Raw genomic sequence first — 24897 nt, forward strand, 5'->3', positions numbered from 1 at the left:
GGTTCAGAAATACGGCCTTGCGGTCACAGCGCGGCTTCGGTGGAGTGGTCAAAAACATGGACCTGGGCCGGGTCTATCCCCAGCGGCACCCAGTCGCCCGGAACAAAAGAGACCCGGCCGGTCTGGGCCAGCGTGACGCTGCAACCCGCCAGGTCGAAAGTGATGAAGGTCATGCTGCCGGTGGACTCCACCGCATCCACCCGGCCCAGCAGGCTGCTGCCTTGCTGGATGCGCAGATGCTCGGGTCGCAGGCCCACCCACACCGCGCGGCCTGCGGGGCGTTTGCGGTCCAGCGCCAGCACGCTGCCCGCAGCGCCGGTGACGGCCACCTGCAGGCCATCGCCGCCCACCACGCCCGCTACAAAGTTCATAGCTGGCGAGCCAATGAAGCCCGCCACGAAACGGTTGCTGGGCTTGTCATACAGCTCCAGCGGCGTGCCCACCTGCTCGATACGGCCAGCGCGCATTACCACCACCTGGTCGGCCATGGTCATGGCCTCGATCTGGTCGTGCGTGACGTAGACGGAGGTGGCCTGCAGGCGCTGATGCAGCTTGCGGATCTCGCTGCGCATATGCACGCGCAGAGCAGCGTCCAGGTTGGACAGGGGTTCGTCAAACAAAAACACCTTGGGCTGGCGCACGATGGCCCGGCCCATGGCCACGCGCTGGCGCTGGCCGCCCGACAGTTCGCGCGGCATGCGCTGCAGCAGGGTCTGCAGGCCCAGGGTGCTGGCCACGCCGTCCAGGGCCTTGCCTATCGTCTCGGTCGTGGCCTTCTTCAGGCGCAGCGAATAGCTCATATTGCGCGCCACGTCCATATGCGGGTACAGCGCATACGACTGGAACACCATGGCCACGTCGCGTTCGCGCGGCGGTTTGTGGTTGACCACCGCGCCGTCGATGCGCAGCGTGCCGGCGGTGATGTCCTCCAGCCCGGCGATGGTGCGCAGCAGTGTGGACTTGCCGCAGCCCGAGGGGCCAACCAGCGCCACAAAGCTGCCACGCGCGATGTTGAGGTCAATCTCGCGCAGGATGGCGGTGCTGCCAAAGGCCTTCACCAGGCCCTGGATTTCGATGGTATTCATGGGGAACCTACTTGAGTGCGCCAGCCGTCAGGCCGCTGACAATGCGCCGCTGCAGCAGCATGAAGGTGATGAGAATCGGCGTGGTGTAGATGGCCGCGTAGGTCATGATGCCGACCCAGTCGGTCTTGGTGTCGCCCACAAAAGCCGCCAGCGCCACGGTGGTGGTGGTGTACTTGTCGTCCAGGATCAGCGAGCGCGAAAACACGTATTCACCCAAGGTCTGCAAGAAGACCAGGATGCCGGTCACCAGCACGCTGTTGCGCACCAGCGGCAGCACCACGTTGATGAAGGCCTGGCGCGGCGTGGCGCCGTCCACCAGCGCAGCCTCGCGCAGCTCGCGCGGCACCTGCACAAAGGCCGAGCGCATCAGCACCATGTAGAAAGGCAGGGTCTTGCTGATCTGTGCCAGCGTGACCGACAGGCGCGGAAAGCCCAGCAGGCCCAGCTCCTGAAACGCCGCAAAGATGGGCGTCACCATCAGCGCGGGCGGCAGGGCCTGCAGCACCAGCACAGCGAACAGCGCCGTCTCGATCCAGCGGCTGCGCGCCTGGGCCAGGGCGTAGGCCGCGCCGGTGCCCAGCAGCACCGTGGCCGCCGTCACGCCGCTGGCAATCACCAGCGAATTCCACAGGTTGCGGCCCATGGCGTAGTCGTGGAACACGCGGGCGATATTCGACTGCGCGGCCTCCGGCCAGAAGGTGGGCGGCAGGCGGAACAGCTCGGGGTTGCTCTTGAACGCCGTAATGAACATCCAGTACAGCGGGAACAGGTACAGCGCGGTCAGTGCCAGCGCCAGGCAGAACAGCAGCTTGCGTCGCATGGCCTGCCTCTACACCAGCCGCTCGCGGCGGGTGGCGCGCACATAGACCACCGCCGTGGCCACCACCACGACCAGCATCAGCGAGGCGATGGCACTGCCCGACGCCACCTCGAAGGTCTGGAACGACAGCTGCCACGACCAATGCTGCGCCAGCTGCGACGCATTCGCCGGGCCGCCCTGGGTCAGGGCCGCCACCAGGTCGAACTGCTGGATGGTCATGATGACGCCCAGCGCAATCACCGCCCCCAGTGTGGAGGCCATCATCGGCAAGGTGATGGAGGTGAAACGCTGCCAGGCATTCGCGCCGTCCAGCTCGGCAGCCTCGTACAGGTCGCGCGGAATCTGCGCCAGCCCGGCCGACAGCAGCAGCATGTTGAAGGGCACGCCCAGCCAGACATTGGCGATGATGATGGCGTACAGCGCATAGCGCGCATCCGACAGCCAGTAGATGGACTCGCGCACCAGGCCCAGCTGCAGCAGCACATGGTTCAGCACGCCGTAGTCGCCCGCAAACAGCAGCTTCCAGACCACCCCGGCCACCAGGCCGGGCATGATCCAGCCAGCCAGGAACAGGCCACGCATCACCGTGGCGCCCAGAAACGCCTCCTGGAACAGCAGGGCCAGACCAAAGCCCAGCACCACCTGGAACAGCAGCGAAAGCGCAATGAACAGCCCGGTGTTCAGCCACACGCCACGCGCCTCGGGGCGCTGCAGGACGTCGATGTAGTTGTCCAGCCCCACCCAGGGACGCGACCACCAAGCGCCCGGCGCCATGGCATCCACCTCCTGGAAAGACATCAGCAGGTTGTAGAACAGTGGAATGCCGGCAAACACCAGCAGATAGGCCAGGCCCAACACCAGCAGCCATTGCTCGAAGCTGCCGTAGCTGCGTTGAGGCAGATGCAGGGCGCCATCTCCGCGGCCAGGCCGCAGGGATGGTAGAGCCATCGCGCTCTTAGTTTTTGCTGACACGCTGCACCTGGGCTGCGGCGGCGGCCATGGCGGTCTTGGCGTCAGACTGGTGCGTCAGCACCTGCTGCATGGCACCCGAAATCGCCTTGGAAATCTGCGGCCACTCGGGGTTGGGGCCGCGCGGGCGGGCGTACTTCATCTGTTCGGCAAAAGCCTGGTAGGCCTGCGGCCATTTCGGGTCTTTGGACACCGCATCCGATGTCGCGGGCAGTATGCCGAAGTCATTCCAGTTCCGCCCCTGCTGCGAGATCACATATTCCAGAAAGCGGAAGGCCGCCTTGGGGTTGGCCGCCGTCTTAGGGATCACATAGCTTTGCTCGCCCAGGGCCGAGGTGCGTGGGCTGTCGGCCTTCTCACCCGGCAGCAAGGCCACGCGCCACTTGAACTTGGCGTTCTTGTCGATGCCCGGAATCTCCCAGGGGCCGGACACCACCATGGCCGCGTTGCCGTTGACAAAGGTGGCAGTGGAATCCGACTGGCCGCGGTTCAGCGTATCGCGCGAGGCCAGCTTTTCGTCCAGCAGCTTTTGCCAGAACTCCACCGCGCGGATGGCGCCAGGGCTGTTCAGCTTGTCCCAGTCGGCGCCGGTGCTCTGGATGTAGGGCAGGAACTGGAAGGTGCCCTCCTCGTTGCCGCGCGCCGAGAAGGCAAAGCCGTAGATGTTCTTGGCCGGGTTGTTCAGCTTGGCTGCCGCGTCGTGCAGCTCGGCCCAGGTGCGTGGTGGCTTGTCGGGGTCCAGGCCGGCTTCGCGGAACATATCGTCGTTGATGTACAGCGCAATGGTGTTGGCACCGCGCGGTATGCCCACCAGCTTGCCCTTCCAGCTGGAGTTGAGGCGCGGGCCGGGGAAGATCTTGTCGGCGCTGATGACCTTGGACTGCTTGACCATGTCGTCCAGCTCCAGCAGCGCCTTCTTGGCGGCGAAGAAGGCGACGTTGGGGTTGTCTATGGGCATGATGTCTGGCCCGGTGCCGGAGCGGATGGCGCGCAAGGCCTCGTCGTTCACGTCGGAGAACGCGACGCGGCGCACCTCAATGGTCAGGTCAGGGTTCTTGGCCTGGAACTCCTTCACCATGGCTTCGGTGTAGTTGTCCTGCTCGCCAAAGCTCCATATCTTCAGGGTCTCGGCCTGGGCGGCGCCGACGCCGATGCTGAGTGCGGCTATGGCCGCGGTAGCCCATTGCAGGGCAAATCGTCGATGCATGGTTTTGTCTCCTTGTAGTTGGCACATCCAGGCGGGTTGCCCGGCCTGCGGTGGTGCAGCGGCTGGGCGCCCAGCGCCCGCGTCCTTGCGCCACGTCGTTCTTATCGCCCGTTGTCTCCTGTAATTTGCATTACCGGAAACGTTTACGGAAACATATTATTCAATGCTCGAACTAAGTGCGTCAAGCGAGAAGAAACCCATGAAAACCCTTGGTCTGCCGTACACAACACGCGAACCAGCACGCCAGCAAGCCCCAGCGTCACGCCAGGTTATTGCAATATACGTAACATAGTCGTTTCATATACAGGAGTACATCCACTTGGGCCTCGTCAAAATCTCGGAACCTATGCACGACAACCTGCGGGTTGCCAGCGCCGCCTTGGGCCGTTCTATCAACGCGCAGGCGGAACACTGGATGCGCATCGGCATGATGGGTGAGCTGAACCCCGAGCTGAACTACGGAGAGCTGTGCCGGCTGCTGATCCAGGACGAAATCCGCGCCGAAGCGCAGGTGATGGAGCTCCCCCGAAAGGCCCAGGCATGAAGAGCGCAACCGTCACCATCCGCACACCGGCGGAAGTCGCCCTTGCCCGCCGCGCCGGCCATCTGGCTGCCGACGTGCTGCGCATGATCGGCGAGCACGTACAGGCCGGCGTGACCACCGACGCGCTGGACAAGCTATGCCACGACTACATCGTCGATGTGCTGGAGGCCATACCCGCCAACATCGGCTACCACGGCTACCCCAAGACGCTGTGCACCTCAGTCAACCATGTGATCTGCCACGGCATCCCTGGGCCCAAGGTGCTCAAGCGCGGTGACATCATCAACATCGACGTGGCCGTCATCAAGGACGGCTGGTTTGGCGACTGCAGCCGCATGTACTTTGTGGGCGAGCCCAGCCCGCTGGCGAAGCGCCTGGTGGACACCACCTACGAGGCTATGCGCGCCGGCATTCTGCAGGTCAAGCCCGGCGCGACGCTGGGCGATGTTGGCCATGCGATCCAGACTGTCGCGCACCGCGAGAACTTCAGCGTGGTCCGGGAATACTGCGGCCATGGCATAGGCCAGATCTACCACGACACGCCCCAGGTGCTGCACTACGGCCGGCGTGGCGAGGGGCTGAAACTGGAGCCCGGCATGATCTTCACCATCGAGCCCATGGTCAACGCCGGGCGGCGTGAAACCAAGGAGCTGGCCGACGGCTGGACCGTAGTGACCAAAGACCACTCGCTGTCCGCCCAGTGGGAGCACATGGTCGCGGTGACCGAAACCGGCTTCGAAGTCTTGACGCCCTGGCCCGATGGCTACGGCAGCTACCCTGCCATCGTCTAGACCACGGTACTAGCCAGCAACGTCGCTGCCACCCTGCAGGATGTTCAGCGGCCACAGCTGCTGAAAGCCGGCAACCGGCGTACCAGCGTCTGCCGCCGCCATGCGCACCAGCAGCGCCTCGGCAAGGCGCGCACCCAGGGGGCGCAGGTCTACCGAGAAGCCGCTGAGCCGGGGCGACAGGTACTGCGCCAATTCGCCCGTTAGCACCCCGCCAAAAATCGCCATGTCCCGGCCCGGCTGCAGGCCACGCTCGTGCAGGCCGCCGTAAGCCCCTATGGCCATGCAGTCGCTTTGCAGAATCACGGCAGTGGGCGGCTCGGGCAAGGCCAGCAGGCGGTGGATTTCGCGGTGGCCCCCGCGCTCGGAAAGCTCTTCCCGGCCAATCAGGCCATCGCCCACCACCAGGCCGTGGCGGCGCATGGCGCTGCGGTAGCCCTTGCGCATCAGATGGCCTTGCATGGCGTCGTCTTGCGGCGTGCACAGTGCGATGCGCTGGTGGCCCCGCGCCACCAGGCTGCCCACCACCTGGGCCACGCCCAGCTCAAAGTCCAGGTCCATCCAGGCATGCTCGCCGCCCGAGCTGCTGCGGCCCAGCGCCACGTAGGGGAAGCCTTGCGCAGCGATGTAGTCCAGGCGCTCGTCCTTGCGGCGCGTGCCGGCCAGCACCAGGCCGTCCACCAGGCGCCGCTCGACCACGCGCTTGAGGCGCGCCAGCTCGTCGGCGTCGTCGCGGTTCTGGAACAGCACCAGCTCCAGGTCTTCGGAGGCAATGCGGGTCTGTATGCCCTCGGCCAGGGTCAGGAACAGCGACCAGGTGTAGTTTTCATGGCTGCTTTTGGGCGGCAGCATCAGGCCGATGGTGTTGTGCCGGCCCTTGCGCAGGCTGCGGCCCGACTGGTTGGGCGCATAGGCACGGGCCTGGGCGGCGGCTTGCACGCGCAGGCGGGTCTGGGCGCTGACTTCGGGGTGGTCGTTCAGCGCCCGCGACACGGTGGCGATGGACAGGCCCAGGTCCTGGGCCAGGCTTTTGATACCCATGGCGGTGCTCAGGCGGAGTGCTGCGGTGACCGCCGCGGCTGTGGGCGCAAACGAGGGGCAAAAAATGAGGGGGAGTGCATGATTTACTGTAGCACGGCCACCGCCACAACTTACAGATAAAAAATGCCTCTGGCGTAGACACTAGCTGCGCCAGCAGCTCTCAATTCAATAGCATCACGGCACACCCAGGAACAGATACACATTGCTGCTGTGGCCACTGGCCAGGCCGTAGCCGATGTAGACCGGGCCCAGCGGCGTCTCGCCGCCCAGGTAGACCGTGGCCGACTCCAGCGTGCCGGTGCGCTGCGTTTCGGTATAGCGCGTACCCATGCGTGCGGCCTCCAGCGCCAGGCCTGCACGCATGTCTCCACGCAGGCCCAAAGGCAGGTTACCCAGAATGCGCTCTACACCGACGCGTCCGTAGCGCATATCGTCGCCCAGCAACTGGCCACGGGCATAGCCTGACAGCTTGAGAAAACCGCCCAGTGAAGCCGCGTCGAACACCGGCAGCGCGCCACGGGTGGAACCGGTGTAGGCCAGCTGGCTGCTGACGACAAAACGCTCCAATGAAAAACTACCCTGCAGCTGCGCATCCAGCTTGCTGTAGCCACGCTCAGGCGAGGTGAAGTAGCGGCTGTGCAGCGCCCAGCCATGGGTGGGAAAGTACAGCCGGTCCAGCTGGTCCAGATCCAGGCTGGCAAAGCTGCCTTGCACCTGCTGCGACTGGTCTGCAAGCACAGCAGAACCGGTCTGCAATGTCGCCCGTCCCAAGGTGTTGGATACGCCCAAGCGCACCTGCCCCAGGCTTCCCAGGTTGGCACCGCCGGCCAGCTCCAGGCGCACGGTGCTGACGTCGTATTCCGCCACCTTGCGGTTGTTCTGGTAGGCCGGGGCCGACCGCGACGCATAGTGCACGCTGGGCTCGATGAACCAGTTCTGCCGGGGGTCCAGCGGCTGGTAGTACTCGGCGTCCACCCCGGGTTCGCTGCCAATCTGCCCATTCACCAGCAGTTGCCCGCCCAGCCGGTTCAGCGCCGTGCGCTGGTAGGCGGCGCGCAGGCTGAAGTCCGAGCCGTTTTTGCGGTCGCTCTCCAGTGCCACAGCGAAGCGCAGATAGTCTGGCCCCCAGGGCTTTTCCATCGGGGTCACGCGCAGAATGTTGCGGCCGCGCTCGCTCAGCAGGGTGTAGTCCACGCTCTGGTAGTAGCCGTCGCCATAGACACGCTCCAAGTCGCGGTACAGCGCATCCGCGTCCAGCAAACTACCGGTGCGCTGGCTGATGTGCTGGGCCACCATTTGCGGATCGGTCAGCTTGGGGCCCACGATGTCGATGGCATCGACGATGGCGGTTTTCCGCTGCGCGCCGGCCAAGGCCTGGGTCCAGGCGGCGTAGGCATCGGGCTGCATGGACAGCGTCTGCAGCTGGTCCGTCAAGGCCGCAGCAGCCTGGTAGCCTCGCTCCACCGCATCGGCATTGCGGTCGAAGTCGCCAGAGGTAATGCCCTCCAGAGCAGGGCGGATGTAGATGTCGGCCGGTGTGAGTTCGGCCATGGACTGACTGACGTTTTGCTCGGTCAGGATATTGATCATCTGCGCCGACACGCTCAGCGCAGAGCCAATCTGCTCCGGCGCCAGCAGGGGTGAACCCACGTTCACGGCAATCACCACGTCGGGGTGGCACAGGGCGCGCACCTCGCGCACCGGCAAGTTGTCCACCAGGCCGCCGTCCACCAGCTTGCGGTAGCGGTAGAGCACTGGCGCCATCAGGGCCGGTACCGACATGCTGGCGCGCATGGCCTGGGTCAGGCTGCCGTCGCGCAGCACCACGCGCTCGCCGGTGCCGATGTCGGTGGCGATGATGGATACCGGCAGCGACAGGCTTTCGATCATGCGTTCCGACAGGTCGGCGCGCACCAGACGGTTGAAGAACAACTTGATCTTCTGGCCGGCCAACACCCCCGGCGGCGCCACCACGCCAGATGCCCCCAAGCCCAGCTCCAGACCGGGCAGGTAGCGCTGCACCAGCATCTTGTTGCGGTAATTAGTCTCGGGGTAGGCCGTGTCGTCCTGGAACAGATCGTTCCAATCGGCCTTGGCCAGAGCACGGCGCATTGCATCCGGCGGCAGCCCGGCTGCGAAGGCCCCAGCCACCAGCGCGCCCATGCTGGTACCGGCAATACAGTCCACCGGCACCCGCAATTCGTTCAACACCTCCAGCACGCCCACGTGCGCAGCACCCCGGGCACCGCCGCCGCCCAGCACCAGGCCCACACGCAAACGCTTGGCCAATACGGGGCCCGCTACGGGGCCGGCATCGGCCGCGCTTTCCGCCAGGCTGCTGCATGCCACAGCCGCCAAGGCCATGGCTAGAAACACGGAGAAAAGTAAGGACGGGCGTAGAACGGGTTTCTGCATGCCGGGCATTGTCAACCGCCCGAGTCCGGCATGAGGGCGCAAAAAAGCCCGCCGAAGCGGGCTTTTCTGGAGCACAAAGGCATTAGCCCATGTGCAGGCCGCCGTTGACCGAGAAGTCGGCGCCGGTAGCGTAGCCACCTTCTTCCGACGCCAGCCAGGCGATGATGGAGGCGATTTCGCTGGGCTTGCCCAGGCGCTTGACCGGCACGGTGGCGACGATCTTGGCCAGCACGTCTTCACGGATGGCGTTGACCATGTCGGTGCCGATGTAGCCAGGGCTCACGGTGTTGACCGTCACGCCCTTGGTGGCCAGCTCTTGCGCCAAAGCCATGGAGAAACCGTGCATACCGGCCTTGGCAGCCGAGTAGTTGGTCTGGCCGGCCTGGCCTTTTTCGCCGTTCACGCTACTGATGTTGATGATGCGGCCCCAGCCCTTTTCCACCATGTCGGCCACCACTTGCTTGGTGACGTTGAACATGCTGTTCAGGTTGGTTTCGATCACCGAATCCCAGTCTTCACGCGACATCTTCAGGAACATGCGGTCCTTGGTGATGCCGGCGTTGTTCACCAGCACGTCGATGGTGCCGTGCTCGGCCTTGGTCTTGGTGAAGGCTTCGACCGTGGAATCCCACGAGCCCACATTGCCCACCGACGCGTAAAAGGTGAAGCCCAGTGCAGCCTGCTCGGCCAGCCATTTGGCGTGGTCGCGCGTAGGGCCGCAACCGGCGATAACCTTAAAGCCCTCGGTGTGCAGGCGTTGGCAGATGGCGGTCCCGATGCCACCCATGCCGCCGGTGACGTACGCTACTTTTTGACTCATTTTTATCTCCTGTTCGTTGTTACTTGGTACACCCCCAGGCTACAGCGCAAGCGCTTTCGCCCACCCCCTTGCAGGGGGCGCATCCAGTGGCCTGGCAAAGCCAGTTCCACGGATGCCCTGGAAGATTTACGTTCTAGCTGATGCGTAGATTGTGAACGGTTAAGTTTGTTAAAAAAATACGCTATTGCTTAGCGTTCGATGGTCAGAGCAACTCCCATGCCACCGCCAATGCACAGCGATGCAATGCCCTTCTTCGCATCGCGGCGGGCCATCTCGTGCAGCAGGGTCACCAGAATGCGGCAGCCGGACGCGCCGATAGGGTGGCCGATGGCAATGGCGCCGCCGTTCACGTTGACCTTGCTGGTGTCCCAGCCCATTTCGTTATTGACCGCGCAAGCCTGGGCCGCGAAGGCTTCGTTGATTTCCAGCAGGTCCAGGTCCTGGGCCTTCCAGCCCGCGCGGGCCAGCGCCTTTTGCGACGCAGGCACCGGGCCCATACCCATGTAGGCGGGGTCCAGGCCACTGGTGGCAAAGCTGGCGATGCGGCCCAGGGGTTTCAGGCCCAGGGCGGCAGCCTTCTTGGCCGTCATCACCATCACGGCGGCAGCACCGTCGTTGATGCCGGAGGCATTGCCTGCGGTCACGCCACCGGCCTTGTCGAAGGCGGGGCGCAGGCCGGCCAGGGCTTCGGCGGTGGTCTTCTTGTTGATGAATTCGTCAGCCGCGAAGACGATGGGGTCACCCTTTTTCTGCGGAATGGTGAAGGGGGTGATTTCGTCCTTGAACTTGCCGGCTTCCTGGGCGGCGGCGGCTTTTTGCTGGCTGGCCAGGGCCAGGGCGTCTTGCATCTCGCGGGTGATGCCGTACTTCTTGGCCACGTTTTCGGCGGTGATACCCATGTGGTACTGGTTGTACACGTCCCACAGGCCGTCCACGATCATGGTGTCGGTCATCTTCCAGTCGCCCATGCGCTGGCCGTCGCGGCTGCCCAGCAGCACGTGGGGCGATGCGCTCATGTTTTCCTGGCCACCGGCAACCACGATCTCGCTGTCGCCATAGGCCACAGCCTGGGCCGCCAGCATCACGGCCTTCAAACCGGAGCCGCACACGGCGTTGATGGTCAGACCGGGCGTGCCCTGGTTAAAGCCGCCCTTGATGACGGATTGGCGGGCCGGGTTCTGGCCGGCACCTGCGGCCAGAACCTGGCCCATGATGACTTCGCCGATCTGCTCGGCGCTCAGGCCGCTGCGTGCCAGCACTTCCTTGATGACGTGTGCGCCCAGTTCGGTCGCAGGGATTTTGGCAAGGCTGCCGCCAAACTTGCCAACTGCCGTACGTGCGGCGGAAACGATGACGATGTCTTCCATTTTTGAGCTCCTGGTTTATTGATTTGTTACGTGTTGAATGTCAGTGTAGGGGGTGCTGATGGCAGTTCTGCATACGCAAAACTACGAGGCACGGGTTTTCACGTAGCGGCCTGGCGCGGGCTCGGTGGCCTTGTAGGCGCCCTTGCCATAGGCCTTGGGCGCAGCCACCTGCTTGCCCGCGTGGCCCTGAAGCCAGGCCGACCAGTCGGTCCACCAGCTGCCTGGCTGCTCAGTGGCACCGGCGATCCAGTCCGCCGGCTTGGCCGGGAACTGGCTGGACTCGCTGGTCCAGTGGCTGCGCTTCTTCTTGGCCGGCGGGTTGATCACGCCAGCGATGTGGCCGGAAGCCCCCATCACAAAACGCTTCTTGCCCGGCAGTACCTGGGTGGACGCATAGGCCCCACCGATTGGCACGATATGGTCTTCACGCGAGCCGTAAATGTAGGCCGGCATATCCAGTTTGCCCAGATCGATCTTCTGGCCGCAAACCACCGCCTTGCCCGGCTTCACCAGCTTGTTTTCCAGGTAGGTGTTGCGCAAGTACCAGCAATAGAACGGGCCAGGCAGGTTGGTGGAGTCGCTGTTCCAGTACAGCAGGTCGAACGGGGGCGGGGTTTCGCCCTTGAGATAGTTGCCCACCACGTAGTTCCACACCAGGTCGTTCGGCCGCAAAAAGCTGAAGGTGCTGGACAGGTCACCGCCCGGCAACAAACCACCCTTGCCCAGCTGCATCTCGCGGTACTTGACCATGGCCTCGTCCACGAAGATGTCGATGATGCCGGTGTCGGCAAAGTCCAGCAGCGTGGTCAGCAGGGTCAGGCTGGCCACCGGCTTTTCACCGCGCGCAGCCAGCACCGCCAGCGCCGTGCTGAGGATGGTGCCGCCCACGCAGAAGCCCAGGGCGTTGATCTGCTTGGCGCCTGTGATCTCTTGGGTTACCGCTATGGCTTTGATAGCGGCTTGTTCGATGTAATCGTCCCAGGTCTTGTGGCCCAGCGATGCGTCCGGGTTGCGCCAGCTGACCACAAAGGTGCGGTAGCCCTGCTCTACCGCATAGCGGATCAGCGAATTCTCGGGCTGCAGGTCCAGGATGTAGTATTTGTTGATGCAGGGCGGCACCAGCAGTAAAGGGCGCTCGTAGACCTTGGCCGTCAGCGGCTTGTATTCGATCAGCTGGAACAGCTCGTTCTCGAACACCACCGCGCCTTCGGTGGTGGCCACGTTCTTGCCAACTTCGAACAGGCTCTCGTCGGTCATGGACACATGGCCCTGCTGCATGTCATGCACCAGGTTCTTCAAGCCCTTGGCAATGCTTTCGCCCTGGGTTTCCAGCGCGCGCTTCTGGGCTTCGGCATTCAGCGCCAAAAAGTTGCTGGGCGCCGACGCGGCCATCCACTGCTCCACCGCGAAGCGGATGCGGGCACGGGTTTTCTCGTCGGTCTCCACCGCATCGGCCAGGCCCATCAGGGTGCGGCTGGTCAGCAGGTAAGCGGCGGCGGAATAGGTGGTGAAGGGGTTTTCGGTCCAGGCCTCGGAGGCAAAGCGCCGGTCCTTGCGGATGGTGGCGGCGTCCATGCTCTGGTTCCACAGGGCGGCAGCCTCTTGCAGATACTGCTGCTGCAGCTCTTGCAGCTTGTCGGGCGAAAACGCAATCTTGGGGGGAGTTGCACCGCCGTTGACCTGGCCCATGTCCAGGCCTTGCAGAGGCTTGATCGCATCGGCCCAGGCACGGGTCCAACCGTCGCCCAGGGATTGCTGGAATTGCCGGGCGGCTTGCGCCCAGTCCGGTTCAGAATGCATAGTGCTTCCTCACAAAGCTTGTTATTGACTGCAATAACAATTGGCTAAAACTCGCCCTCTACAGAGCACTATCTTTATGTACATCGTTCCGATTGGCTGGCTTTACGTGGCCCTCATGATGGCAGTGGCTGAGGCCACCAATACTAATGGCACTGTACTCGGTGCCGTGTTCACGTTTGTACTCTATGGCGTGGTGCCGGTCGCGTTGGTGGTTTACCTCATGGGAGCCCCGGCCAGGCGCCGTACCATCAAGGCGCAAGCCGCGTCAGAGCTAGCTGCGCAGCGGGCGCAAGCCTCTTCAGATGCGTCAATTGCCCAGCCAGATACTGGCAGCCATTCGTCCACAAATGGGGCTACGCCGGTAGGAGAAAAATCGTAACGAATTGCTAACAGTGCACCAAGCGGGGCTGCCGTCGTTGCCATAAATGCCGCGCACGCCCGAAGCCTGCAAGCGCAAACGCGCCAGCCCAGGCAGATCGGCCAACCACTTTCCCGGCCCATGGGGCACAAAGCAGGCAGCCGCCTCGGGCTGCTGGGCCATGAAGGCGGCCGGCACCTCGGGCCCCACCTCAAACTTCTGCGGGCCTATGCATGGGCCCAGCCACGCTATTATTTCTGTAGCTTCTTGCGAAGACCCTGCCTGCGCCAGAGCACTTATTTCCTTATAAGTAGCCTCCAGCACGCCCTGCCCGTCCTGGCCCAGCAAACCGCGCCAACCCGCATGGGCTGCGGCCACGGCACGGCCCTGGGTGTCGGTGAACAGCACCGGCAGGCAGTCGGCCACCATCACGGTACAAGCCTGGCCGGGCTGGTTGCTCACGCTGGCGTCGGCCACGATGGGCGCCGGCACCGTAGCAGGAAGGCGTGCCACGACACGGCCATGCACCTGCTGCAAAAACGTAGGCTGCGCCTGCAGCAACTCACCCAACAAAGCACGATTGCGCTGCACATCGTGCAACGCGTCGCCCACATGGTCACCCAGGTTCATGGCATCAAAAGGCGCATCCGACACACCGCCAGCACGGCTGGTGAACACCGCGTGCACGGAACGGGGGGCGGGCCAATCGGGCAGCAGCCAGTCGCTGGGAAGGGTCTCAGGTTTCAAGATCGTACGCCGTGAAAGTAGGTGCCGCCAAGCATACATTGCAGTCGCTCCAAATCCAGCTTTCACAGCCCGTATTGCTATATTTTCAATAGCTACTTGCGCAGATAACGTGGGCGCCAGAGGCACTTTTTCTCATTTTTATGTGCCATACCTAGCTGCAGCACGCCGCCTGCCCGGCCTGCCCGGCCTGCCTGCCTGCCTGCCTGCCTGCCTGCCTGCCTGCCTGCCTGCCTGCCTGCCTGCCTGCAAGAGAGGGATATCCCCATCGACCTGCGAGTTGCGAGTTGCAGAGGCATCTTTATAAAAAATTTACACACCACTGACACATCAATTCATCTAATTTACACACAGCGTTACGAGAATTGCGGCCTTACACAGAAGCGGGCCGACCCGCTTCGCCGCCTCTGTTTACCCGTCAGCCCACTGCGTCCCCTCGATGAAAAACACCGCGCCCCAATTGAAGGTAGATACACAGCGGCGCGGTTTCAGCTGGATCGATGGCCTGGTACTGCTAAGCGTATTCGGTCTGCTGTGGAGCGTGATGCACTTCGGCCACGGCATGCTGGTGGCTTTCGACCCGGGAAGCGTGCCGGAGCTGGATTTCTCCGTCAGCCAGATCCCCTATTACGCCGGCCGAACCCTGCTGCGGATGTGGATTGCCTTCGGCTTCTCTCTGTTTTTTGCCATCTCGCTGGGCTATCTGGCGGCCAAGAACAAGGCCGCGCGGGCGGTGATCCTGCCGGCGCTGGACATCTTGCAGTCGGTGCCGGTGCTGGGCTTTTTGTCGGCCACCGTGGCGGGCTTTATGGCGCTGTTCCCCGGCAGCCTGCTGGGCGTGGAATGTGCGGCCATCTTTGCCATCTTCACCGGCCAGGTCTGGAACATGGCCTTTGGCTTCTACCATTCGATGGTCACCGTACCCACCGACATGCAGGAGGCCGCGTCCACCTACGGCCTGAGCCGCTGGCAGCGCTTTCGCACGGTAGAGCTGCCGGCCTCCGCGCACAGCCTGATCTGGAACTCGATGATGTCGTTCGGCGGCGGCTGGTTCTTCGTGGCGCAGAGCGAGGCCATCAGCGTGATGAACAAAGACATCAAGCTGCCCGGGCTAGGCTCGTACATGGCGACGGCAATTGAAAAAGGCGACAACCAAGCCGCAGTATGGGCCGTGGTCGCCATGCTGGTGCTGATCCTGGCCAGCGACCAGCTGGTCTGGCGGCCGCTGCTGGTCTGGGCCGACAAGTTCAAGATCGAACTCACCGAGTCGGCCCTTCCGCCCACCTCCTGGGTCTACAACCTGTTGCGCGGCACTTACGTCTTCACCTGGCTGGATCAGCACATCTGGCAGCCCCTGGGTGATGCGCTGGACGCCAGCCTGCACCGCCGGCGGCCGGCACGCAAGCGCCTGCGGCCCGATGCCGTGGGCTGGCCCATGCGCATCGCCGGGATCGTGCTAGCGCTATGGCTGGGCTACGAGGCCATCCTCGGCGCGTTTGCCGCGATTGCGGCGCTGCACGGAGCGCTGACGGTGAGCACCTTTGCACACATCGTCTGGCTAGGCTTTCTGACACTTCTGCGGGTGCTGGCCATGACGGTACTGGCAACCCTGGTGTGGACACCCATCGGCGTATGGATCGGCTTTCACCCCCGCGTGGCGCGGTTCGCCCAGCCGCTGGCGCAGATTGGTGCCTCATTCCCGGTCAACATGACCTTTCCCATCGTGGTCGGCCTGTTTGTCGCCACCAGCACGCCCATGAACTGGGGCAGCATCCTGCTGATCGCCATGGGCACGCAGTGGTACATCCTGTTCAACGTGATCGCCGGCGCCATGGCCATCCCCAACGAAATGAAGGAAGTGGCCCGCATCTACGGCCTGCGCCAGTGGAAGCTGTGGCGTACGCTGATCTTGCCCGCCATCTTTCCGTTCTGGGTCACCGGTGCCTGCACCGCTGCCGGCGGCGCCTGGAACGCCAGCATCGTCGCCGAACTGGCCACCTGGGGCGACACCACGCTGAAGGCCGATGGCCTGGGCGCCTTCATTGCCGAAGTCACCAAAACCGGTGACACCCCGCTCATCATCGCCAGCATCGGTGTGATGTCGCTCTTCGTCGTGGCCATGAACAAGCTGGTGTGGCGCCGGCTGTATGGCTTTGCAGAACGCCGCTTCCGACTCGATTGATCTTCGATATGCACACCCCAAACACTTCCACCAGCACCAAGCCGCCGATTGCCGAGCTGCGCGGCGTCACCAAATCCTTCACCACCGCGGGCGGGCACGCGCTCAAGGTGCTGGACCAGATTGACGTGGCCGTACACGAAGGCGAATTGCTGGCGCTGCTGGGCCAATCCGGCTCGGGCAAATCCACCATCCTGCGCTGCCTGACTGGGCTGATCGAGCCCACCTCAGGCCGGGTGCTGCACAAGGGCGAAGGCCTGCATGGCATCAACGATGAAGCCTCGGTGGTGTTCCAGACCTTCGCGCTTTACCCCTGGCTGACGGTGGAGCAGAACGTGGCCGTGGGCCTGATGGCGCGCAGCATCGGCCGCGCAGAGCGCGACGCCGCCGTAAACCGTGCCATCGAGCTGATCGGCCTGGGCAACTACCACGCGGCCTATCCGCGCGAGCTGTCGGGCGGCATGCGCCAGCGCGTGGGCATTGCGCGGGCGCTGGTGTCGCAGCCCCGGCTGCTGTGCCTGGACGAAGCCTTCAGCGCACTTGACGTGCTGACCGCTGAGAATCTACGCCAAGAGCTCATCAGCCTGTGGCGCACGCCCGGCACCGGCCTGAGCTCTATCTTCATGGTGACGCACAACATCGAGGAAGCGGTGGAGATGGCGACCCGCATCGTGGTGCTGTTCCCGCGCCCTGGCCGCTTGGGCCTGGTGCTGGAGAACCCGCTGCCGTATCCGCGCGACACCAAGAGCCCCGAATTCCAGCGCCTGGTCAGCCTGATCCACGAGTGCATCACCACCACCACGCTGCCAGACATTCCGGCCGAGGTGCAGGTAGCGGGCCAGCCAATTTCGCGCGCACGCAGCCGCATGGAGTCGATCCCGCTGGTGCCGGTGGGCCAGATCCTGGGCTTGCTGAGCATCCTGAACGACTCGCCAGAGCTGTCCAACATCTACGACATCTCGGACGAGATCGGCAGAGAGTTTGGCGAAACGATTGCACTGGTCAAGGCGGCGGAAATCCTGGAGCTGATCGACACGCCGAAAGACAAGGTGGTGTTCACCGAACTGGGTCGGCGCTTTGTGGCGGCGGACCCCGTCGCTCGACGTGCCATTTTTGCGGAGCAGGTATTCAAGCTGCGGTTGTTCCACATCATCATCGCGCTGCTGCACGAATACGAAGAAGTAGAAGCCGAACGGGTGATCAAGGACATCGGCAGCGCCCTGCCCTATGACAACCCCGAGCGCATCTTCCAGACCATGATCGCCTGGGGCCGCTACGCCGGCCTGATGGACTGCAACGCCAAGACCCGCATGGTGTTCGTGCCTAAAACTGAAGCCGAAGAAGAGGTTTTGTAAGCCGCCTCTCTCATCTTCAATTTCTAAGCCGGACCACACTCCGGCGAAATCTAGAAGTTAAAACGGCGAGGTGGAGGCTGCACCGGTCTCCAGCGTGTCCACCGCAAACTGGCCGCGCTCAAACACCAGGCCTTTGCCGGGCCGTGAGCCATAGTGCTCGATCTGGCCCAGCAAAATGTCGTGGTCGCCCGCCTGCACGGTCTGGTACAGCTTGCAGTCGAACCAGGCCAGGGCAGACGCCAGCTTCAGGCGCTGGCTGTCCAGCCGCACAAATTCACCCGCCGCAAAACGATCGGCCTGCGTGCCTCGGGCAAAAGCCTGGGCTAATTCCTGGTGCTCGCTGCCCAGCACACTCACGGTGTAGCCGCCGCCATGCACAAAAGCCTGGTGGCTGGTCGCGTTGTGCCGGATGTTCCACAGCACCAGGGCTGGGTCCAACGACACGGCGTTGAACGAGCTGCAGGTCATGCCCCAGTCTTGCCCGTTCCAATGGGTGGTGACCAGGGTCACGCCAGTGGCAAAGCAGCCAAATGCGTCGCGCAATGCGCGGTCTGTAGCGGCGGCGCTCATGGCACTTCCACGCCTGCGGCCAGGCTGTACAGCTGATACCAGGTCTCGCGGTCGATCTGGACCTTGAAGGCATCGCCCAGGGCCTGCACGCGGCCCAGGTCGTTGGTGCCCAGCACCGGCACGATGCGCGCCGGATGCGCCAGCAGCCAGGCCACGGCCACCGCGTCCAGGCCCACGCCGTACTGGCTGGCCAGGCTTTGCAGCAGAGGCCGCACACGCTGGGCGGCGGCACCGTCGCCAAACAGAGCACCACCCGCCAGCGGCGACCAGGCCATGACCGGCTGCTGACGTTGCTGGTGGTAAGCCAGCTGGCCGTTGGTAAATGGGCTTTGCGCTAGCAGGCTGAGTTCAATCTGGTTCGTGGCCAGCGGGGTCTGCATGGCCGATTGCAGCAACTCGCAGTCCCAGGGCTGGAAGTTGGACACGCCCACCGCGCGCACCTTGCCGGACTGCACCAGCTGGTCCAGGCAGGCGCCGGTTTCAGCCGCGTCCATGAAGGGGTCGGGGCGGTGCAGCAGGAGTAGGTCGATCACGTCCACGCCTATGTGGCTGAGCGACGCGTCAACCGAGGCGCGAATGTGCGCGGCCGAGCTGTCGTAGTGCTTCACCCGGCGCTGCGGGTACTTGGCCGAGGTCAGCATGATGCCGCACTTGGTAACCGTCTGCAGCCGGGCTTTCAGCTCGGGCGCGGCCTTCAGCGCGGCGCCAAACAGGGCTTCGCACTGGTAGTCGCCATAGATGTCGGCATGGTCAAAGCTGGTGATGCCCTGGTCCAGACAGGCGTGGACCTTGCGTAAGGTGGCCTGCACCGAGGTATCGGCGCTATCGGCCAGGCGCCATACGCCATAGACCAGGCGGCTAAGTTCGGGGCCCGAAGCCCCCAAGGCAATGCGTTGCATTAACGACGTTCTCCGAGCCCGAGGGGCGTTTTCGGTGTGGATGGTGGAATGCGCCCGTAATATTGCGGCAGCGAAAGCGTGTTCAGTTGGGGCAAGACCTTCTGGCCGAAGATTTCACGTTCGTCCCGGTGCGGGTAACCCAGGAAAATAAATGCCCGGATACCCATCTTGCGGTAACGCTCTAGTTTACTGAGAACCTGGTCCACACTGCAGGCAGGAGTGCAAACACCCTTGCAGCGCGAGAGCAACGAGGTGTCTTCGCGATGGAGGGCGGAAGAAAGGCGGGAGTCATACAAAAGGGAAGATCATCGCAGTTTGTAAGGTCTTGCTTGCTCCTATCCAAAGACCTGGATTGTTCCAAGAGCGTGTTCACGATGGGCCAAATCAAACCGACTAAAGTACAGGCCATGCATGAAGTTCCCCACGTAGTTCTATGCGAAGGCTGCGATGCTGCGTACCCCCATCCCCGGCTGCTGCCGCAGCAAATCGCCAACTGCCCGCGCTGTGGCACCGAGCTGGACCGCCATACCGGTAGCCAGTCGCAGCGGCTGCTGCCCCTGGCGATTGCCGGGCTGGTGATGTTTGCCGTTGCCAATCTGTTTCCCATCGTCGAAATGGTGCTGGCCGGCCAACACAGCGAAACCACCCTGCTGGGTGCAGTCACCGTGCTCACCGGCGAAGGAATGACCAGCGTGGCCCTGCTGGTGCTGGCCACCACCATGTTGTTTCCGCTGCTGCAATTGCTGATCCTGATTTATGTGCTGGTGCCACTGGCGGCGCAGCGCAAGCCCCTGGGCTTTGCCTGGCTGGTGCGCGTGCTGCAGTCGCTACAGCCCTGGGGCATGGTCGAGGTGTTCATGCTCGGGGTGCTGGTAGCCATCGTCAAGCTCAGCAGCTCGGCCGAGGTGATCGTCGGCCCGGCGCTGGGCGCGTTTGTGGCGCTGACCGTGCTGCTCACCGCCCTGCTGTCGTTCCAGCCGCGCAATCTCTGGCATATGGCTTTTGCTGCAGCACCGGAGCCGGACGCATGAGCGCACCCAGCACACCACCCACCGGCAGCAGCCTGGGCCTGACCGCCTGCCACCATTGCGGTACTGTGTGGAAGGACGCCAGCGACGGCAGCCGCTGCAGCCACTGCGGCACCGCTCTGCACCGGCGCCAAGCCCATAGCCTGCAGCGCACCTGGGCCCTGCTGCTGGCCGCGCTGGTGATGTACATCCCGGCAAACATGCTGCCGGTGATGGTCAGCAGCAGCCTGATCAAAACCCAGACCGACACCATCCTCAGCGGCGTGATTTACTTCTGGGTTACCGGAGCCTGGGGATTGGCGGTGGTGGTCTTCGTGGCGAGTTTCATGGTGCCGCTGTTCAAACTGGTGGCCTTGCTGCTGCTGGTAGTCAGCGCACAGCGCCGCAGCGGCTGGCGCCGCAACGAGCGCACCAAGCTGTACCGCATCGTAGAACTGATTGGCCGCTGGTCCATGCTGGACGTTTTCGTAGTCACACTCATGGCCGGCGTGGTGCGCATCGACGGCTTTGCCGAGGTCACAGCTGGCATAGGCATTGCTGCATTTGCCGCCGTGGTGGTGCTCACCATGCTGGCGGCACTCAGCTTCGACCCTCGCCTGATCTGGGACGGTACGGACGCCCCGGCGATACACATTTCAGAACCAATCCCCGCAGACAATCCACCGCATGGCCAACACTCCGAGTCCTGATACACCGCCCGACCTGCCCAAGCCCGAGATCCGCCGCCGCCGCGACTGGCTCCCCTCACTGATCTGGCTGATCCCCATCGTGGCCGCGCTGGTCGGCTTGACCCTGGTGGTCAAGACCGTCCTGGCCCGTGGGCCACAAATCGAAATCAGCTTCAACACCGCCGAGGGTCTGGTGGCCGGCAAAACCAAGGTCAAGTACAAAGACGTGGACATCGGCGCTGTTACCGCCATCAGCCTGGCCGAAGACCGCTCGCGGGTCCTCGTTACCGTGCAGCTGCAGAAAGAAGCCAAGAGCTTCACCGCCACCGACACGCGGTTCTGGGTAATACGCCCGCGCCTGGATGCGGCTGGCGTGAGCGGCCTGGGCACACTCTTGTCAGGCGCCTATATCCGCGCAGATGCGGGGGCCTCCGACGACACCAGCAGCAAGTTCACCGGGCTGGAAACCGCGCCCATCGTGACCCGCGACTCGGCGGGCCGGCAGTTCGAGCTGCATGCCAGCAACATCGGCTCGCTGGATGTCGGCTCGCCGCTGTACTTCCGGCGTATCAAGGTCGGCCAGGTGGCGGCCTACGCACTGGACGCCGACGGCAAAGGCGTGACGCTGCGGGTGTTTGTGAATACGCCGTATGAAAAGTTTGTGGGCGCCAACACCCGCTTCTGGCATGCCAGCGGTGTGGATGTGGAAGTGAACTCCAGCGGCTTCAAGCTGCGCACCCAGTCCCTGGCCACGGTGGTGACGGGCGGCATCGCCATGCAAGCGCCCGACGACCAACCCGGCCCGCAGGCCAGCGAAAACACCAGCTTCGCCCTGGCCGAGGACGAAACCCACGCCATGAAGGCACCAGACGGCCCGGCGCAAACCCTGCTGCTGCACTTCAACCAGTCGTTGCGCGGCCTTGCTCCTGGCGCGACGGTGGACTTCCGGGGCGTAGTGCTGGGCGAGGTCAAGTCCATAGGTGTGGAATTCAACAAGGCCCAGCGCGAATTCAGCATGCCGGTGTTGATTGAAATCTACCCCGACCGGCTGCGCACCGACGCCCAGGTCGACTCCCAGAAGCGCCTGCAGGAATTGGTGGACAAAGGCCTGCGCGCCCAGTTGCGCACTGGCAACCTGCTGACCGGCCAGGTCTTTGTGGCGCTGGACTTCTTCCCCAAGGCCGCGCCGGCCCGACTGCGGGTGGTGGATGGCACGGTAGAACTGCCGACCCAGCCCAACAGCCTGGACGAACTGCAGACCCAGATCGCGGAAATCGTCGCCAAGATCAACAAAGTGCCATTCGAGCAGCTGAGCAACGACCTGCACAAAACCCTGACCAGCCTGGACGGCACGCTGCGCAATGCCGAGCAGCTGGTGAAAAACCTGAACCAGGACGTGGCCCCCGAGATCACCGCCGCCATGAAGGACGTGCGCAGCACCCTGGCCACCGCCAACAAGGCGCTGGGCTCGGCCGACCGCGCGCTGTCCGACGACGCACCGCTGCAACAAGACCTGCGCCAGACCCTGCGGGAGGTGAACCGCGCCGCCGCATCCGTGAAAGTGCTGACCGACTACCTGGAGCGCCACCCCGAGTCGCTGCTGCGTGGCAAATCCGAGGAAAAGAAATGAAAACGACCACCCTGCTGGCCCCGATGGCCATAGCAGCAGCGCTATCTACCACCCTGGCAGGCTGCGCCAGCGCCCCCCCAGTGCGCTACTACAGCCTGAGCACCGCCCTGCCCGCCCAGGCCGTTGCCCGCACCAGCCCGCTGCTGGTCGAGCTGCCACCGCTGGCCCTGCCCGAACGTCTGGTGCGCCCGCAGATGGTGGTGCGCACAGCCAGCGGGCAGCTGGAGATACTGGACCAGCACCGCTGGTCGGCACCGTTCAACACCGAGCTGCGCGACGCGCTGGCCGCTGGCATCACGCAGCCACTGGGCGCCATTGACGTGTCCAACGGCGGCCGGCTGGCCGGTCAGCCGGTGTACCGCATCGCCGTGCAGCTGCGCCAATGGGAGGCGGTGGAAAACAGCCGTATTGAGGCCAGCTTCAGCTGGACCATCCGCCGATCTGACGACGCCCGCAACCTGGCCTGCCAGTGGAGCCAGTCCGAACCCGTGGGCCTGGGCACCGAGGCCCTGGCCCAGGGTGCACAACGTCTGACCGCGCGTGCCGCGAAAAGCATGGCAACCGCCCTGGCGGCGCTGGATGCCGATGCCGGCGCCCGATGCCCGACCTAGCCCACTGCTATCATTTGAATAGCTATTAGCGCAGATGACATCTGCGCAAGCGGCCTTTTTTATTTAAATCAGGCCTGGGGCTTCAGCACCGCCGGCTGGGCAAAACCCACGATGCGCCAGACCACGGCGGTAAAGGCCAGCACCACAAGCAGCATGCTGGAATAGGCCCAGCGCACGCCAACCACGTCCGACAAGCTACCCACCAGCAGGCCCGCCAGCTGCGAGCCCACGCTGTAGCCAATCATCAGCAGGGCCGACAGCTTGGACGCCTGCGCCGGCATGTCGTCGATCATGATGGCCAGCAGCACCGGGAACACCACGCCCACCCCCACGCCGAACAAGAAGTTGCCCAGCCCGGCCGCCAGCCAGCCGCCCTGGCCGGCCAGCACCACGTTCATCGCCATGCCGGCCAACGCCAGCAAATTCAGGCGCCACAGCTTTTGCCGCAGCGGCCAGTGGCTGTGCCAAAAGGCCTGCCACAGCCGCGCCCCCACCATGCCCGCCACAAAGAACTGCAGGCCAAAGCGTGCCGCATTCGGGCTTAGCTGCTGGGCGTTGATGCCGTAGCTCACGTACCAGAAGTTCTGCCCCCATTCCAGAAAGCCGCTGAGCACCCCGCCCACCACGGCCCAGCACACCACCGGGCGGCGCAGTAGCGCCAGATAGGACATGGACGTGCCCTGCTCCTCTGCATGGTGCGGCGGCGCCAGATGTTCAAAATGGCGGCGCGGCCAGAAGGCGAACAGCACCGTCAGCAGCGGCAGCAGGTACAGCGCATACGGCATGCGCCAGCTGCCGCTGAACTGCTGGATACCAATCACCGCCATGGGCGACACCAGGTTGCCCAGGCTGAAAGCCACGTCCACCATGCTCAGCATGCGCGCGCGCACCTCGGCCTGGGGGTGGATGTCCGCCAAAATGCTGTGGGCCAGGGTGAACAGCGCGGTCTCACACAGCGCCACACAAAAGAAACCCGCCATCAGCACCGTGAAGTTGGGCGACAGCACGATCAGCGAGATCGACACCAGGGCCAGGCCGGTGTACGACAAAAACAGCAGCCGCGGCGCATAGCGCTGGGCCATGCGCCCGCCCTGCAAAGCGCCCAGCACGCCGCCGGCCGACCAGACCATCATCAACACGCCCAGCTGCTGGTAGTTGTCCAGTTCCTCGCGCAACTCGGGTGTCACCGCGCCCAGGATGGCGGCAAAAATGCCGGCGCAGAAAGCGGTGTAGATCACCACCCACGCCAGGTAGGGAATGCTGGAGAGAAAGTCTTTGAGTTTCACGGTACGGGCGCACAAAAAAGTACAGCCTGCAGGGCAATGGGCAGGCTGATTGGTCAGAATCGGGGGAAGTCCTTATTGTCCAAGTTTTGTGTGACAAATGGTGAAGCCGGGCCCAATGGCACTGGCGCGCTGTCAACCATGCAGGGGCCGAGCGCGTCTTAGGATGACCATGTTTCACATTTACAAGGTTCCCATGCGCTCCATTGCCTCCGCTGCCTACGTTTTTTCCGCTGTCGTGCTGGCCAGCAGCCTCACAGCCTGCGTGGTCGCGCCCTACCAGCAGGCGCAGCCCGCAGCCTACCCCGTGCAGCAGCAACCGGCCCCCTACCCAGTCGCGCAGCAGGTACCGCACTCTGAGGTGGGTCGGGTCACCAATATCGAGCAAATGCAAACCCCGCAACGCCAGGGCCCCAGTGGCGCAGGCGCGGTCATCGGTGGCATAGCGGGCGCAGTCCTGGGCCACCAGATCGGCGGTGGCTCGGGCAAAGACCTGGCCACCGTACTGGGTGCGGTGGGCGGCGCCGTAGCCGGCAACCAGGTCGAGAGCAATAACCAGGCGGCCCAGGTGCGCATCAGCTACCGCGTCACCGTGCAGGCGGACAACGGCACCTACCGCCAATTCGAAGTGCCGGCCCAGACGCAGCTGCGTATTGGCGACCGCGTGCGCATGAGCAACGGCCAGCTTTACCCGTTCTAACTACCCTCTAGCGCAG

General features: G+C 63.9%; 23 protein-coding genes. 9 read left to right on the forward strand and 14 right to left on the reverse strand.

Annotation, left to right across the window (positions count from 1 at the left end):
* Positions 1-23 precede the first annotated feature (23 nt).
* From AC4BBN_RS03655 to AC4BBN_RS03670, 4 genes are read right to left on the reverse strand one after another with little or no spacing between them, the layout of a single operon-like run.
* Positions 24-1085: an ABC transporter ATP-binding protein gene (locus AC4BBN_RS03655; RefSeq protein ID WP_490590586.1), complete on the reverse strand. Its 1062-nt coding sequence runs from the start codon at positions 1083-1085 to the stop codon at positions 24-26.
* A gap of 7 nt (positions 1086-1092) precedes the next feature.
* Positions 1093-1905: a carbohydrate ABC transporter permease gene (locus AC4BBN_RS03660; protein WP_490590587.1), complete on the reverse strand. Its 813-nt coding sequence runs from the start codon at positions 1903-1905 to the stop codon at positions 1093-1095.
* A 9-nt stretch (positions 1906-1914) separates the two neighbouring features.
* The gene (locus AC4BBN_RS03665; protein WP_490590588.1) at positions 1915-2853 is read right to left on the reverse strand and encodes a carbohydrate ABC transporter permease; all 939 of its coding nucleotides are present in this window, start codon (positions 2851-2853) and stop codon (positions 1915-1917) included.
* A 7-nt stretch (positions 2854-2860) separates the two neighbouring features.
* Positions 2861-4081 carry an ABC transporter substrate-binding protein gene (locus tag AC4BBN_RS03670; protein WP_490590589.1) on the reverse strand — a complete coding sequence of 407 codons (1221 nt, stop codon included), beginning with the start codon at positions 4079-4081 and terminating at the stop codon, positions 2861-2863.
* Positions 4082-4400: 319 nt separating this feature from the next.
* Here AC4BBN_RS03670 and AC4BBN_RS03675 point away from each other — a divergent pair, with 319 nt between their 5' ends.
* Both AC4BBN_RS03675 and map read left to right on the forward strand, forming a co-directional pair.
* Entirely contained in the window at positions 4401-4625 is a 225-nt protein-coding gene (locus tag AC4BBN_RS03675) for a ParD-like family protein (protein WP_490590590.1), read from the forward strand.
* The gene (gene map / locus AC4BBN_RS03680) at positions 4622-5416 is read left to right on the forward strand and encodes a type I methionyl aminopeptidase (protein WP_490590591.1); all 795 of its coding nucleotides are present in this window, start codon (positions 4622-4624) and stop codon (positions 5414-5416) included. The genes AC4BBN_RS03675 and map overlap by 4 nt, the downstream gene beginning before the upstream one ends.
* Positions 5417-5425: 9 nt before the next feature.
* On the opposite strand, the gene AC4BBN_RS03685 is transcribed toward map, so the two are convergent.
* The 6 genes from AC4BBN_RS03685 to pgeF form a co-directional block, all read right to left on the reverse strand.
* Entirely contained in the window at positions 5426-6454 is a 1029-nt protein-coding gene (locus AC4BBN_RS03685; RefSeq protein WP_490590592.1) for a substrate-binding domain-containing protein, read from the reverse strand.
* A gap of 174 nt (positions 6455-6628) precedes the next feature.
* Positions 6629-8869, reverse strand: coding sequence for a patatin-like phospholipase family protein (locus AC4BBN_RS03690; protein ID WP_490590593.1), 2241 nt, complete (start codon positions 8867-8869; stop codon positions 6629-6631).
* 82 nt (positions 8870-8951) lie between these two features.
* Entirely contained in the window at positions 8952-9689 is a 738-nt protein-coding gene (gene phbB, locus AC4BBN_RS03695) for an acetoacetyl-CoA reductase (protein ID WP_490590594.1), read from the reverse strand.
* Positions 9690-9877: 188 nt separating this feature from the next.
* Complete coding sequence (locus tag AC4BBN_RS03700) at positions 9878-11056, reverse strand: acetyl-CoA C-acetyltransferase (protein WP_490590595.1); 1179 nt, start codon at positions 11054-11056, stop codon at positions 9878-9880.
* 81 nt (positions 11057-11137) lie between these two features.
* Positions 11138-12856, reverse strand: coding sequence for a class I poly(R)-hydroxyalkanoic acid synthase (phaC, locus tag AC4BBN_RS03705; protein ID WP_490590596.1), 1719 nt, complete (start codon positions 12854-12856; stop codon positions 11138-11140).
* A 307-nt stretch (positions 12857-13163) separates the two neighbouring features.
* Positions 13164-13961 (reverse strand): peptidoglycan editing factor PgeF, encoded by a 798-nt coding sequence (gene pgeF / locus AC4BBN_RS03710; protein ID WP_490590597.1) that lies wholly within the window; start codon positions 13959-13961, stop codon positions 13164-13166.
* Between the two features lie 436 nt (positions 13962-14397).
* Here pgeF and AC4BBN_RS03715 point away from each other — a divergent pair, with 436 nt between their 5' ends.
* Together AC4BBN_RS03715 and AC4BBN_RS03720 are read left to right on the forward strand one after the other, a co-directional pair.
* Complete coding sequence (locus tag AC4BBN_RS03715; RefSeq protein WP_490590598.1) at positions 14398-16140, forward strand: ABC transporter permease; 1743 nt, start codon at positions 14398-14400, stop codon at positions 16138-16140.
* 8 nt (positions 16141-16148) lie between these two features.
* Positions 16149-17492 (forward strand): ABC transporter ATP-binding protein, encoded by a 1344-nt coding sequence (locus AC4BBN_RS03720; RefSeq protein WP_490590599.1) that lies wholly within the window; start codon positions 16149-16151, stop codon positions 17490-17492.
* Positions 17493-17549: 57 nt separating this feature from the next.
* Here AC4BBN_RS03720 and AC4BBN_RS03725 read toward each other — a convergent pair whose 3' ends face one another.
* Genes AC4BBN_RS03725 through AC4BBN_RS03735 form a run of 3 tightly spaced genes read right to left on the reverse strand, consistent with a single transcriptional unit; the run spans position 17550 to position 19167 of the window.
* Positions 17550-18062, reverse strand: coding sequence for a flavin reductase family protein (locus tag AC4BBN_RS03725; protein ID WP_490590600.1), 513 nt, complete (start codon positions 18060-18062; stop codon positions 17550-17552).
* Positions 18059-18961: an aldo/keto reductase gene (locus AC4BBN_RS03730; protein ID WP_490590601.1), complete on the reverse strand. Its 903-nt coding sequence runs from the start codon at positions 18959-18961 to the stop codon at positions 18059-18061. The genes AC4BBN_RS03725 and AC4BBN_RS03730 overlap by 4 nt, the downstream gene beginning before the upstream one ends.
* Complete coding sequence (locus AC4BBN_RS03735) at positions 18961-19167, reverse strand: hypothetical protein (RefSeq protein WP_490590602.1); 207 nt, start codon at positions 19165-19167, stop codon at positions 18961-18963. The genes AC4BBN_RS03730 and AC4BBN_RS03735 overlap by 1 nt, the downstream gene beginning before the upstream one ends.
* Positions 19168-19368: 201 nt before the next feature.
* On the opposite strand from AC4BBN_RS03735, the gene AC4BBN_RS03740 reads away from it, so the two are divergent.
* From AC4BBN_RS03740 to AC4BBN_RS03755, 4 genes are read left to right on the forward strand one after another with little or no spacing between them, the layout of a single operon-like run.
* Positions 19369-19992: a paraquat-inducible protein A gene (locus AC4BBN_RS03740; protein WP_490590603.1), complete on the forward strand. Its 624-nt coding sequence runs from the start codon at positions 19369-19371 to the stop codon at positions 19990-19992.
* Positions 19989-20678, forward strand: a complete 690-nt coding sequence (locus AC4BBN_RS03745; protein ID WP_490590604.1) for a paraquat-inducible protein A — start codon at positions 19989-19991, stop codon at positions 20676-20678. Before AC4BBN_RS03740 ends, AC4BBN_RS03745 begins: the two co-directional genes overlap by 4 nt.
* Entirely contained in the window at positions 20656-22287 is a 1632-nt protein-coding gene (locus AC4BBN_RS03750) for a PqiB family protein (protein WP_490590605.1), read from the forward strand. The genes AC4BBN_RS03745 and AC4BBN_RS03750 overlap by 23 nt, the downstream gene beginning before the upstream one ends.
* Positions 22284-22898 carry a PqiC family protein gene (locus tag AC4BBN_RS03755; protein ID WP_490590606.1) on the forward strand — a complete coding sequence of 205 codons (615 nt, stop codon included), beginning with the start codon at positions 22284-22286 and terminating at the stop codon, positions 22896-22898. Before AC4BBN_RS03750 ends, AC4BBN_RS03755 begins: the two co-directional genes overlap by 4 nt.
* A gap of 68 nt (positions 22899-22966) precedes the next feature.
* Here the strand turns inward: AC4BBN_RS03755 and AC4BBN_RS03760 are convergent, their stop codons facing one another.
* Complete coding sequence (locus AC4BBN_RS03760; protein WP_490590607.1) at positions 22967-24199, reverse strand: MFS transporter; 1233 nt, start codon at positions 24197-24199, stop codon at positions 22967-22969.
* 178 nt (positions 24200-24377) lie between these two features.
* On the opposite strand from AC4BBN_RS03760, the gene AC4BBN_RS03765 reads away from it, so the two are divergent.
* On the forward strand, positions 24378-24881 hold the full coding sequence (locus AC4BBN_RS03765) for an outer membrane lipoprotein (protein ID WP_490590608.1): 504 nt from the start codon (positions 24378-24380) through the stop codon (positions 24879-24881).
* The last annotated feature ends 16 nt before the right edge of the window (positions 24882-24897 follow it).

It is taken from the genome of Rhodoferax sp. SPJ21, from assembly GCF_058216335.1.

Coding starts and splice junctions, on each gene's coding strand:
- AC4BBN_RS03725 (WP_490590600.1), bottom strand. CDS start 18,062: ATGAGCGCCGCCGCTACAGACCGCGCATTGCGCGACGCATTTGGCTGC.
- phaC (WP_490590596.1), bottom strand. CDS start 12,856: ATGCATTCTGAACCGGACTGGGCGCAAGCCGCCCGGCAATTCCAGCAA.
- AC4BBN_RS03765 (WP_490590608.1), top strand. CDS start 24,378: ATGCGCTCCATTGCCTCCGCTGCCTACGTTTTTTCCGCTGTCGTGCTG.
- AC4BBN_RS03700 (WP_490590595.1), bottom strand. CDS start 11,056: ATGGAAGACATCGTCATCGTTTCCGCCGCACGTACGGCAGTTGGCAAG.
- AC4BBN_RS03660 (WP_490590587.1), bottom strand. CDS start 1,905: ATGCGACGCAAGCTGCTGTTCTGCCTGGCGCTGGCACTGACCGCGCTG.
- AC4BBN_RS03745 (WP_490590604.1), top strand. CDS start 19,989: ATGAGCGCACCCAGCACACCACCCACCGGCAGCAGCCTGGGCCTGACC.
- map (WP_490590591.1), top strand. CDS start 4,622: ATGAAGAGCGCAACCGTCACCATCCGCACACCGGCGGAAGTCGCCCTT.
- AC4BBN_RS03720 (WP_490590599.1), top strand. CDS start 16,149: ATGCACACCCCAAACACTTCCACCAGCACCAAGCCGCCGATTGCCGAG.
- AC4BBN_RS03655 (WP_490590586.1), bottom strand. CDS start 1,085: ATGAATACCATCGAAATCCAGGGCCTGGTGAAGGCCTTTGGCAGCACC.
- AC4BBN_RS03685 (WP_490590592.1), bottom strand. CDS start 6,454: ATGGGTATCAAAAGCCTGGCCCAGGACCTGGGCCTGTCCATCGCCACC.
- AC4BBN_RS03665 (WP_490590588.1), bottom strand. CDS start 2,853: ATGGCTCTACCATCCCTGCGGCCTGGCCGCGGAGATGGCGCCCTGCAT.
- AC4BBN_RS03755 (WP_490590606.1), top strand. CDS start 22,284: ATGAAAACGACCACCCTGCTGGCCCCGATGGCCATAGCAGCAGCGCTA.
- AC4BBN_RS03690 (WP_490590593.1), bottom strand. CDS start 8,869: ATGCAGAAACCCGTTCTACGCCCGTCCTTACTTTTCTCCGTGTTTCTA.
- AC4BBN_RS03740 (WP_490590603.1), top strand. CDS start 19,369: ATGCATGAAGTTCCCCACGTAGTTCTATGCGAAGGCTGCGATGCTGCG.
- phbB (WP_490590594.1), bottom strand. CDS start 9,689: ATGAGTCAAAAAGTAGCGTACGTCACCGGCGGCATGGGTGGCATCGGG.
- AC4BBN_RS03715 (WP_490590598.1), top strand. CDS start 14,398: ATGAAAAACACCGCGCCCCAATTGAAGGTAGATACACAGCGGCGCGGT.
- AC4BBN_RS03750 (WP_490590605.1), top strand. CDS start 20,656: ATGGCCAACACTCCGAGTCCTGATACACCGCCCGACCTGCCCAAGCCC.
- AC4BBN_RS03670 (WP_490590589.1), bottom strand. CDS start 4,081: ATGCATCGACGATTTGCCCTGCAATGGGCTACCGCGGCCATAGCCGCA.
- AC4BBN_RS03730 (WP_490590601.1), bottom strand. CDS start 18,961: ATGCAACGCATTGCCTTGGGGGCTTCGGGCCCCGAACTTAGCCGCCTG.